Source organism: Halobacterium sp. KA-4 (genome assembly GCF_021028995.1).
Lineage (GTDB): Archaea > Halobacteriota > Halobacteria > Halobacteriales > Halobacteriaceae > Halobacterium.
This window is the reverse complement of the sequence record NZ_JAJJZG010000007.1, coordinates 126,015-136,539: the sequence shown is the minus strand read 5'-3', so window position 1 is coordinate 136,539 and position 10,525 is coordinate 126,015. Positions and strand designations below refer to the sequence as shown.

The 10,525-nt window shown below is 68.3% G+C and carries 12 protein-coding genes; 8 read left to right on the top strand and 4 right to left on the bottom strand.

Annotated features, from left to right (window positions below):
* Window positions 1-10 precede the first annotated feature (10 nt).
* Window positions 11-535 carry a DUF5817 domain-containing protein gene (locus LPA44_RS09390; RefSeq protein WP_230889325.1) on the bottom strand — a complete coding sequence of 175 codons (525 nt, stop codon included), beginning with the start codon at window positions 533-535 and terminating at the stop codon, window positions 11-13.
* Between the two features lie 66 nt (window positions 536-601).
* On the opposite strand from LPA44_RS09390, the gene LPA44_RS09385 reads away from it, so the two are divergent.
* From LPA44_RS09385 to LPA44_RS09370, 4 genes are all read left to right on the top strand, one after another.
* The gene (locus LPA44_RS09385) at window positions 602-994 is read left to right on the top strand and encodes a hypothetical protein (protein WP_230889324.1); all 393 of its coding nucleotides are present in this window, start codon (window positions 602-604) and stop codon (window positions 992-994) included.
* 63 nt (window positions 995-1,057) lie between these two features.
* Entirely contained in the window at window positions 1,058-2,071 is a 1,014-nt protein-coding gene (locus LPA44_RS09380; RefSeq protein WP_230889323.1) for a thiamine pyrophosphate-dependent dehydrogenase E1 component subunit alpha, read from the top strand.
* Window positions 2,071-3,102, top strand: coding sequence for an alpha-ketoacid dehydrogenase subunit beta (locus tag LPA44_RS09375; RefSeq protein ID WP_230889322.1), 1,032 nt, complete (start codon window positions 2,071-2,073; stop codon window positions 3,100-3,102). The genes LPA44_RS09380 and LPA44_RS09375 overlap by 1 nt, the downstream gene beginning before the upstream one ends.
* The gene (locus LPA44_RS09370; protein ID WP_230889321.1) at window positions 3,099-3,350 is read left to right on the top strand and encodes a lipoyl domain-containing protein; all 252 of its coding nucleotides are present in this window, start codon (window positions 3,099-3,101) and stop codon (window positions 3,348-3,350) included. The genes LPA44_RS09375 and LPA44_RS09370 overlap by 4 nt, the downstream gene beginning before the upstream one ends.
* 11 nt (window positions 3,351-3,361) lie before the next feature.
* Here the strand turns inward: LPA44_RS09370 and LPA44_RS09365 are convergent, their stop codons facing one another.
* Window positions 3,362-3,652 carry a translation initiation factor gene (locus LPA44_RS09365; RefSeq protein WP_230889320.1) on the bottom strand — a complete coding sequence of 97 codons (291 nt, stop codon included), beginning with the start codon at window positions 3,650-3,652 and terminating at the stop codon, window positions 3,362-3,364.
* Between the two features lie 158 nt (window positions 3,653-3,810).
* Window positions 3,811-5,070, bottom strand: a complete 1,260-nt coding sequence (gene icd / locus LPA44_RS09360) for an isocitrate dehydrogenase (NADP(+)) (protein WP_230889319.1) — start codon at window positions 5,068-5,070, stop codon at window positions 3,811-3,813.
* Between the two features lie 152 nt (window positions 5,071-5,222).
* On the opposite strand from icd, the gene LPA44_RS09355 reads away from it, so the two are divergent.
* Complete coding sequence (locus LPA44_RS09355) at window positions 5,223-6,119, top strand: isoaspartyl peptidase/L-asparaginase (protein ID WP_230889318.1); 897 nt, start codon at window positions 5,223-5,225, stop codon at window positions 6,117-6,119.
* A gap of 168 nt (window positions 6,120-6,287) precedes the next feature.
* On the opposite strand, the gene LPA44_RS09350 is transcribed toward LPA44_RS09355, so the two are convergent.
* The gene (locus tag LPA44_RS09350; RefSeq protein ID WP_230889317.1) at window positions 6,288-7,397 is read right to left on the bottom strand and encodes an ABC transporter ATP-binding protein; all 1,110 of its coding nucleotides are present in this window, start codon (window positions 7,395-7,397) and stop codon (window positions 6,288-6,290) included.
* 214 nt (window positions 7,398-7,611) lie between these two features.
* On the opposite strand from LPA44_RS09350, the gene LPA44_RS09345 reads away from it, so the two are divergent.
* From LPA44_RS09345 to LPA44_RS09335, 3 genes are read left to right on the top strand one after another with little or no spacing between them, the layout of a single operon-like run.
* A complete protein-coding gene (locus LPA44_RS09345; protein WP_230889316.1) occupies window positions 7,612-8,766 on the top strand; it encodes an ABC transporter substrate-binding protein in 1,155 nt (384 codons plus the stop codon).
* 1 nt (window position 8,767) lies between these two features.
* Window positions 8,768-9,700: an ABC transporter permease gene (locus LPA44_RS09340; protein ID WP_230889315.1), complete on the top strand. Its 933-nt coding sequence runs from the start codon at window positions 8,768-8,770 to the stop codon at window positions 9,698-9,700.
* Window positions 9,700-10,512 carry an ABC transporter permease gene (locus tag LPA44_RS09335; protein WP_230889314.1) on the top strand — a complete coding sequence of 271 codons (813 nt, stop codon included), beginning with the start codon at window positions 9,700-9,702 and terminating at the stop codon, window positions 10,510-10,512. The genes LPA44_RS09340 and LPA44_RS09335 overlap by 1 nt, the downstream gene beginning before the upstream one ends.
* Window positions 10,513-10,525 lie beyond the last annotated feature (13 nt).

The following is a 10,525-nucleotide window of genomic DNA, read 5'->3' as shown; positions in this document are numbered from 1 at the left end:
GGGTCGCCGGCTACAGTAGCCGGAACCCGTCGCCGGACTCGGTGACGTCGCCAGCACGCCGGAGTTTGTCGAGCGCGCGCTCGGCGTACTCCCCGTCGACGCCGTGCTCGGCCGCGAACGCCTTCACCTCCGCTTCCGTGGGTTCGTCGAGTTCGCGCAGCGCCGTCCGCACGGCCTCGCGCTTCCCGAGGCTGCGCCCGGACTGCTCGACGCGTTCCTCGACGGCCGACACCTCCTCGACGTCCACGCCTGCCGAGTCGAGGAACTCCTCGTCGCTCATCCCGGCGTCCTCCGCGAAGTCGCCGAGCGTCGTGAAGTCGTCCAGCTCCGCGAACGCGTCGCCGTGGCCCGCGCGGTTCGCCAGCATCGACGCCCGCACCTCGCGGGCGTGGTCCTCGTCGTCGGCCTGGACGAACTTCCGGAGCTTTGAGAACTGGTGGCGCCGCTCACAGCGCGGACACCCCGAGGTGTCGGGGCGTCCCTCCACGACCCACAGCGCGCCACAGTCCGTACAGCCGACGACCGCGTACGTCATCACCTCCGATTCGGGCGGCTTCGCTGATAAACGTCCCGTCCCCACGCGCTCGCTGTCGGCGCGAACATGGACAATACTGATACCGGCCCGTGTCGTCGTCTCCGTCGTGACCGACTCACCCGCCGACACGGGAGCAGCGACCGCTGGTGGGTGCCAATTGCACTCCTCGCGGCGACGTTCCCCGTCACGCTCGCGCTCAGCGTCGTCCTCCCGCCGGACGCGGTCGCGATGCTCCCGGTGTTCGCCGTCGTCGCGCTCGGCTTCCTGCTCGCGCTGTGCTCGCCGGCGTTCGTCTACTTCGACAAACAGTACCTCGCCGCCACGGGAGCGTGGAACCCATCGGCGCTGTACTTCCTGATGGTCGTCCCGCTCGTCGCTCCGCTGGTCGCCGCCGCCTACGTCTATCGGCGCCACGAGCAGGTCGGCGTGCCCGCGAATCCGCTCGCGGACGAGCGCTGATTGGCGACTATCATTCATGTTCTTTCGCGAACTTTTATCGTGGTTGCCGACGCACGACCGAGTATGGTGGGCGCTAACACAATACAGTCGATGTACGAGGACATGGTGACGGCGCGGTACTACGAGGAGCGCCTGCAGGAAGTCTACCTGGAGGGTAAACAGCCTGCATTCGACATCTCCGCGGGAACGATTCCCGGCGAACTCCACCTCGCAGCCGGCCACGAGGCCGCAGCCGCTGGCGTCTGTGCACACCTCCGGGACGAGGACACGGTCACCGCGCCCCACCGCCCGCACCACGTCGCTATCGCGAAGGGTGTCGACCTCCCGCGGATGACCGCCGAAATACTCGGGCGCGAAACCGGCCTCTGCAAGGGGAAAGGCGGTCACATGCACCTCTTCGACCCGGACGTGAACTTCGCGTGCAGCGGCATCATCGCGCAGGGCTGTCCCCCGGCAGTCGGCGCCGCGATGGCCGCCCAGAAGCGCAACGAGGACAGCGTCGCCGTCGCGTACCTCGGCGAGGGTGCCGTCGACCAGGGCGCGTTCCTGGAGTCGCTGAACCTCGCGGCCCTCCACGACCTCCCGGTTGTGTTCGTCGTCGAGGACAACGACTGGGCGATTAGCATGCCCGTCGAGCGCGTCACCGACGTCGAGAACACCGCCGAACGCGCCGATGGCTTCGACATGCCTGGCGTCCGCGTCGACCACGACGACGCCGTCGCCGTCTACGAGGCCGCCCGCGACGCAGTCGGCCGGGCGCGGGACGGCAACGGCCCGACGCTGCTCGACGTACAGGTCCACCGCCGGATGGGGCACTTCATGGGAGACGCCGAAGGCTACCGACCCGACGAGGACCAGGAGCGCGCACAGCGCCTCGACGCCATCGAACGTCTCGCCGACGACCTCCGCGAGCACGGCGTCGACGACGCCGAACTGAACGAAATCCGCGAGACGGCCGAGGAGCGCGTCGAGGACGCAATCGAGTGGGCGCGCGACCAGCCCGAGCCCGCCCCGGAGGACGCCTACGAGAACGTGTTCGTGGACGGTACTGCCGCGGCTAGCGGGGGTGAGGACTGATGTCCAAGCCCGCCAGCGACCCCGGGACGGGCGGCGCGGACCGCGAACTCACGATGAGTCGCGCGATGGTCGACGCCGTCGCCGCGGAGATGCGCGCCAGCGACGACGTCTTCTACATGGGCGAGGACGTCCAGGACTACGGCGGCATCTTCGACTCCACGGAAGGCCTGCTCGAGGAGTTCGGCCGTGACCGAATCATGGACGTCCCCATCAGTGAGACCGCGTACGTCGGCGCGGCGGTCGGCGCTGCACAGGCAGGGATGCGCCCCATCGCGGAAATCATGTTCGCGGACTTCGTCGGCGTCTGCCTCGACCAGGTGTACAACCAGATGGCGAAGAACACGTACATGAGCGGCGGCGCGGTCAACGTCCCGATGGTACTCACGACCGCGGTCGGCGGCACGTACAACGACGCCGCCCAGCACTCCCAGACGCTGTACGGGCTATTCGCCCACCTCCCCGGGATGAAAGTCGTGGTGCCGTCGACGGCGTACGACGCGAAGGGGCTGATGCACGCCGCCATCCGCGACGACGACCCCGTCGTCTACATGTTCCACAAGCGCCTGATGGGGATCGGCTGGATGCCCGCGCCAGAAGGCCCGAAGACACCGGTTCCGGAGGAAGACTACACGATTCCGCTCGGCGAAGCGGACATGAAACGCGAGGGGAGCGACGTCACCGTCGTCACGCTCGGCCTACACGTCCACCGCGCGCTCGAAGCCGCCGAGGAACTCGCGGGCGACGTCGACGTCGAAGTAATCGACCTCCGCACGCTCGTGCCGTTCGACACCGAGACCGTCGTCGACTCCGTCGAGAAGACCGGCCGGCTCGTCGTCGTCGACGAGGACTACCAGTCGTTCGGCGTGACCGGCGAAGTCACCGCCCGGGTCGCCGAGCGTGCGCTCGGCTCGCTGGAGGCCGTCGAGCGCGTCGCGCTCCCGGACGTCCCGGTGCCGTACTCGCGGCCGCTGGAGAACGAGGTCAACCCCGGCGCAGACGACATCGTGGCGGCCATCGAATCGATCAAATGACGGTGGCCATCGACTCGGCCGCGGTCTGGCCCGAGGACGCCGAGGACGTCGACGAGGCCGTCGTCGCGAACTGGTTCGTCCGTGAGGGCGGGGACGTCGACGCCGGCGAGGCGGTCTGCGAGATTCAAATCGAGAAAGTCAGCATCGACGTGCCCGCGCCCGCGACGGGGACGCTCGTCGAGCGGACCGTCGCGGAGAACGAGGAGTTCCGCCGCGGTGACGTGCTCGGACGCATCGACCCGGACTGACGCTCGCCGCGTCAGTCCTCGACGGTGAATCCTTCCTCCTCGAGGATGTCTTTCACGCGGTCCTCGTGGTCGCCCTGCACCTCGACGCTGGTCTCTTTGGCCGTGCCGCCCGCGCCGAGACGCTTCTTCAGCGTGGTCGCCATGTCGCCGACGTCGGTGACTTCTGGGTCGAACCCTTCGACGACCGTGACGGGCTTGTCGTACGTGCGGCGCTCGACGTGGACCGACAGTTCTTGCTCGGCCCGCGCGATATCTTCCATCCCCGGTACGTCGATGCCGCCGAAGTCGTCGTCCTCTGGCACGCCCCGAAGTACGCTACCGAGACGCATATGCGTTGTCGCCGATGCGTTGCTGGCCGGTGGTGTGGCGAAAGAAGAAGCGAGTTAGAGACGGCGCGAAGACCTCGTTACGCGAGGTCCTCGATATCCTCGGCGCGAGCCGATGGCCCGAAGAACTCGCCTCAGGCGAGTTCTTCGATGCGCTCGACGACTTCCTCGGCGTACTCGGAGGTGGAGAGCTTGACGCCGCCCTCGACCTGCCGTTCGAGGTCGTAGGTGACGCGGTGCTCGCTGATCTGGTCCTCGACGGCTTCGTGGACGAGGTCGGCGGCGTCGTCCCAGCCGATGGACTCCAGCATCAGTTTGCCGGAGAGAATCAGCGCGGTCGGGTTCGCCTTGTCCTTGCCGGCGTGCTTGGGCGCGGAGCCGTGCACGGGCTCGGCGAGCACGCGGCCGTCGCCGAAGTTCGCGCCGGGCGCGATACCGAGACCACCAATCTGGGCGCCCGCGGCGTCGCTGAGATAGTCGCCGTTGAGGTTCGGCATCGCGAGAACGTCGTAGTTCTCCGTGCGCGTCAGCAGCTGCTGGAGCATGTTGTCCGCGATGCGGTCCTTGACGACGACCTTGTCCTCGGGGGCTTCGCCGTCGTACTCCTCCCAGAGGGTGTCCTCGTCGATGGTCTCCTCGGGGAACTCCTCGGCGGCGACCTCGTAGCCCCAGTCGCGGAACGCGCCCTCGGTGAATTTCATGATGTTGCCCTTGTGGACGAGCGTGACGGAGTCACGGTCGTTCTCGATGGCGTACTCGATGGCGCGGCGAACGAGGCGCTTCGTGCCGAATTCCGAGATGGGCTTGATGCCGATGCCGACGTCGCCCTGGTGGATGGTCTCGTCGAAGCCCATCTCGTCCTCGACGAAGTCGCGTACCTCCTCGACGTCGTCGGTGCCGGCCTCCCACTCGATGCCAGCGTAGACGTCCTCGGTGTTCTCCCGGAAGTTCACCATGTCCATCTCCTCGGGGTTCTTCACGGGGGACGGGACGCCGTCGAGGTAGTAGGTCGGACGGACGTTCGCGTAGAGGTCGAGCTTCTTGCGGAGCGCGACGTTGAGACTGCGGAAGCCGGCGCCGACGGGCGTCGTCAGCGGGCCCTTGATGGCGACGCGGTGCTCGCGGATGGCTTCGACGGTCTCCTCGGGGAGGTTCTCGCCGTACTCCTCACGTGCGGACTCTCCAGCGAGGACGCGCGCCCACTCGATGTTTCGTCCCGTCGCTTCCGCGGCGGCGTCGAGTACTTTCTGTGCAGCGGGTGCGACGTCCTTCCCGATGCCGTCCCCGAAGATGATGGGGATAATCGGGTTGTCCGGAACCTCGATTTCGTCGGCGTCCTCGTCGTAGGTAATCTTCTCCCCACTCTCGGGGATGTCGACGTTCTCGTAGCTCATAGTCGTATGAAGGTCACCCGAGGCGCCTAAAAGGACTGCTGTTTCGCGCAGGTACGTCAACACGTGACGTAGCGCGCGCGGAACCGCCGCGCTCCCGCGGTACGCGGCCCGAACCCGCACACACTAAGCGTCCGGGCCCGGCAGGTCGGCGTATGCAGGTCATCGTACACGGCGGCGCGGGCACGAGCGTGGACGAACCGGTGCCGCGCCAGGCGGCACTCGACGAGGCTGCCGACGCGGGCGCGAGCGCGGACGACCCCGTGGACGCGGTCGAGGCCGCGATTCGCGTGCTCGAAGCCGACACCCGGTTCAACGCCGGGACGGGCGGCGCGGTCCAGTCAGACGGCGTGATTCGGACGGATGGGGGCGTGATGACCAGCGACCGTGATGCTGGTGCGGTGGCGTCGATGCCCGGCGTCGAGGCCGCCGTCTCGGTCGCGCGTGCCGTGATGGAAGAGACACCCCACGTCCTCCTGAACGGCGTCCACGCCGTCGACTTCGCTGCGGACGTCGGCGTCGACGTGGAGTGCGACCTCTGGAGCGAGGACACTCAGCAGCGCTGGGACGACTTCGACGACCAACCCGAGGGCAGCCCGCTCGACCACCTGAAGTGGATTCAAGACAAATTCGGCACGACAGACCCCGAGGGGAGGGATGGCGAAGCGTCCTCGAAGGACCACGACACCGTCGGCGCGGTCGCATTCGACGGCCAGGACCTCGCTGCAGCGACGTCGACAGGTGGCCGCTGGCTCGCACTCGCGGGGCGCGTCGGCGACGTCCCGCAAATCGGCTCGGGGTTCTACGCCGCGCCCGCGGGTGCTGCATCCGCGACCGGCGCGGGCGAGGACATCGCGAAGACGACGCTGACGCGGCGCGCCGTCCGCCACCTCGAATCGGGGCTCGACGCGCAGGAAGCGGCCGACCGCGCCATCGAGGAGTTCGGCGAACTCACTGGGTCGTCTGCGGGCGTCATCGTGCTCGGGAGCGACGGGACGGTCGGAGAGGCGTTCAACTCCGAGCAGATGCAGACAGCGAGAGCCCGACCGTAGGGAGGGCTCTCGTCACGGCGAGCGGGGAGCGAAGCGACCCGCGAGCAGCGTGGTTCGGAGCGAGCAGCAGCGAGCGAGAACCACATTACAACGAACGCGGAGCGTACCGAACTGCTACGAAACAAGAGACCGTAAGCAGCCGAGTACGATACCAACGCTAGCGAGCCGTCAGTCGTCGAAGACGACTGGGTCGCCGGTGACCGCGAACGTCGTCTCGTCTCCCGGGGACAGCGGTGTGCTCGGGTCGTGGACTGACGCGAGCAGTTCGACGTCGCCCGCTGCTTCGATGGGAACGAGGCGGTAGCGGACCGATTCGCCCTGGAAGGTTCGTTCGCGGACGTCTGCGGGGAACGCGCCGTCGGTAGTGGAGTCGTCGACGCGCTGGAGCATCTCGGGGCGAATCGACGCGGTGACGTCGCCGGTGGCGTCCGTCTCGACGGGGGTCGAGAGCCAGTCGCCGACGGTCAGCGTCGGCGTGCCGGCCGCGGTTTCGACGCGGCCGTCGAGCAGGTTGGTGTCGCCGACGAAGTCCGCGACGAACGGGGACGCGGGGTTCCGGTAGACGTCTTCGGGCGTGCCGACCTGCACGATTTCGCCGTCGCGCATCACGCCGATTCGGTCCGAGGTCGCCATCGCGAGCTCCTGGTCGTGGGTGACGTAGAAGAAGGAGCCGTCGACGGCGTCGTTCAGTCGGCGCAGCTCCGACTGCATCTGCTTGCGGAGCTTGCGGTCGAGGCTCGCCAGCGGCTCGTCGAGCAGCAGGACGGCGGGCTCGTTGACGAGGGCGCGGGCGAGCGCGACGCGCTGCTGCTGGCCGCCCGAGAGGTCCGTCGGCGACCGGTCGCCGAACCCGTCGAGGTCGACGAGGTCGAGTATCTCGGCGACGCGTCGGTCGTGCTCGTCGCTTGAGACGCTGGCGTCCTTGCGGAGGCCGTAGCCGACGTTCTCCGCGACGGTCATGTGCGGGAACAGGGCGTGGTGCTGGAAGACGAGGTTCGTGTCGCGGTGTTCCGGCGGAACGCCGGTGACGTCGCGGCCGTCGATGCGGACGGCGCCGTCCGTCGGCGCTTCGAACCCGCTGACGAGCCGCAGCGTCGTCGTCTTCCCGCAGCCCGACGGTCCGACGAGCGTGAAGAACTCGCCGCGCTCGACGCGCAGCGTCACGTCCTCGACGGCCGTCGTCTCCCCGTAGGTCTTTCGCACGCCGTCGAGTTCGACGAGGACGTCGCCGTCGGTCCCGTCCGTCGCGGCGCCGCGTCCGTCTGCACCTGCGTCCATCGACTCACGCTAGCCCGTAGGCGCGTATGCGCCCGTTGTCTTCCGACTATGTTGCCGCTTTCCGTCACGCCCCGAATCGGCGGATTATGCTAGTAGGGGAGCGCTCGTGGTGACACACTCGTGATTACGGCTGTTGGCGGTGTCACGCGTCGGCGAACGTGTTGCATGTAGTCGCCCCCTTATTCGCGGGGCGCAATTACAGTGGGCCACTATAATGACTACGCACGACGACACCGCGAGCGGCGCCCGGGACGGCGCCGGCCGCGGCACGGTGAACCGCCGGTCGTTCCTCGCGGCCGCCGGCGCAGCGGCGACGACGACGGCGCTCGCGGGCTGCATCGGCGGTGGGTCGGACACGCCGACGCTCAACGTTATCACGTGGGAGCACTACGCCCGCGACGACGTCGTGGAGGCCGTCGAGTCGGCCGTCGACGTCAACCTCGAAATCACGAAGTCGACGTCCTCGGCGGACATGTTCTCCGGGTGGCAGTCCGGGCAGGACGAGCAGTACGACATCGCCGTCCCGAACAACAACTACGTCCCGCGGTTCGCGGAGGCCGGGCTCGTCGAGCCGGCGCCGCTGGACGACCTCGACAACTACCCGAACATCTACGAGAAGTTCCAGGAATTCACGGACGGCCAGCTGTCGGTCGACGGGACGCCGTACGGCGTCCCGATTCGCTTCGGGTTCTACGGCTACGGCTACGACTCCCGCGACGTCCCCGAGCACGAGGAGTCCTGGAGCGTGCTCTTCGAGGGCGTCGACGGCGTCGACCTGAACGGGAAGGTCGCGCTCTACGACAACCACTTCAAGGCGATGACCGCCGCGGCGCTCCACCTCGGCTACAACGACGCCTTCGAGGGCGACCGCATCACGCTCTCGGAGTCCCAGTTGGAGAAAGTGAAGTCGGTGCTCGTCGACCAGAAACAGTCGCTGCTCTCCAGCTACATCGCCGGCGACGCCTCGTTCGTGAAGGGCATCAAGAAGGGCGACTTCCACGTCGGCCACTCCGGCCGCATGAACCTCACCAACATGTGGATCGACGGCAACGACTGGGTGGAGATGGCGACGCCGAAGGAGGGGTCGATGTCGTGGTTCGAGGCGGCCGTCGTCTCCAAGCAGACCGACCACTCCGACCTCGCGTGGGAAGTCATCGACGAGTACATCGCACCCGAGAGCGGCGCGACGCTCGCCCGTGAGGGGCACGCGCCCAGCGTCAACCCCCAGACCTCCGAGCACCTCTCGGAGCGCCGCAACGAGCTCTACGGCTCCATCGACCCCAGCCGCCTCGACGGCATGATTCCGTTCAAGGCCGTCGAGAACGAGGACGCCTGGCGGTCGGTGTGGGAGGAAGTGAAGACGGCCTGAGATGGCGGGCGCCGACGCCGACGCGAACGGCACGAGAACCCCGGAGAGCGGCGCACTCCAGCGCATATTCGGCTCTCGACGCACGCGGCTGGCGGCGCTGTTGGCGCCAAGCGGCGGCCTGCTCGTCGCGCTGCTGCTCGCGCCGCTGTCGTTCATGGTCGCGCTGTCGTTCGCGCGCATCGGCGATGCCTACGAGATAATCTGGGAGCCGTCGGCGGCGAACTACGCCGCGCTGTTCGACGGCACGCCGTTCTGGACGACGCCGTTCTTCCAGTCGCTGACGCTCTCCATCGGCGTCGCGGCCGCGACGACGCTGGTCTGTCTGGTGACGGCGTTCCCGGTCGCGTACGCGCTCGCTCGCCGCGAGCGCGGCCGCCGCATCGTCCTGTTCCTCGTCCTGCTGCCGTTCTTCACGATGTACCTCGTGCGGGTCTACTCGTGGTACCTGCTGTTCGGAGAGGGTGGCGTGCTCAACGACCTCGCGGCGCTGCTCGGCGTCGGTCCCGTCGGCGCGTTCGACTTCGGCATCCCCGCCATCGTCGTCGGGCTCGCGCACGCCCAGTTCCCGTACATGCTGTTGACGCTGTACGCCGGCATCGACGCCGTGGACTTCGAACTCGTGGAGGCCGCGCGCGACCTCGGCGCATCCCGCGTCGCGGTGTTCCGGGACGTGCTCTGGCCGCTCACGCTCCCGAACGTCGTCGCCGGGTCGCTGTTCGTGTTCGTGCCGGCGTTCGGCGCGTTCGTCGCGCCGCAGTTCCTCAGCGGCTCGACCGTGCTGATGGTCGGCCAGCTCATCGCCGGCCGCGTGGAGTCGTACAACATCGCCAGCGCGAGCGCGGCCGCGACGTTCGTGGTCGTGCTCGTCGCCGTCGCGTTCGGCGTCGCTGTGCGATACGCCCGTCTCGGCGCCTCCGCCGGGGGTGAGCAGTGATGGCGGCGACCACGCGCGGCCGGCTACTCTCATACGCGCTCACTGGGTGGACCGCAGTCGTGCTCGCGTTCCTCTGGGTGCCGTTGGTGTTCATCGTCGCGCTCTCGGTCGCCGAGAACGCGTCGACGCTGTTCCCCTTCGAGGGGCTCACGCTCGCGCACTACCGGGCGACGCTCGCCGACGAGGAGTTGCTCCGCAGCGTCGCCAACAGCTTCAGCATCGCGACGCTGGCGGCCGCTGCCGCAACCGCCGTCGGCGTCCCCGGGAGCGTCGCGCTCGTGCGCTACGACTTCCCGCTGTCGGGCGCGTTCCGGGTCGCCGTCGTCCTGCCGATGGTGGTGCCGGGCGTCGTGCTCGGCATCGGCCTCCTGATTTATCTCCGGACCGTCCTCGACGTGACGCCCGGGTTCGTCCCGACCGTGCTCACGCACGCCGTCTACGGGCTGCCGTTCGTCGTGTTGCTCGTCTCCGCGCGGCTCGCCGCCTTCGACGAGAGCCTCGAAGAGGCCGCGCGCGACCTCGGCGCGTCCCCCCTCGAAGCGTTCCGGGACGTGACGCTGCCCGCGGTCGCGCCCGCCGTCGCCGCCGGGTTCCTGTTCGCGTGGATTCGCTCTTTCGAGGAGTTCGTGCGTGCGTACTTCGTCTCCGGGACGACGGACGTCCTCACCACGACGATGTACGCGATGCTCGCGTACGGCACGGCGCCCCGGCTCAACGTCATCGCGACGCTCGTGTTGCTCGTGCTCGCGGTGGTGCTCGCCGTCGCGATGAACGTCGGCGACGTCGTCGGCGCCGTCACCGCTGGCGAGTAGCACTCCGAACCGG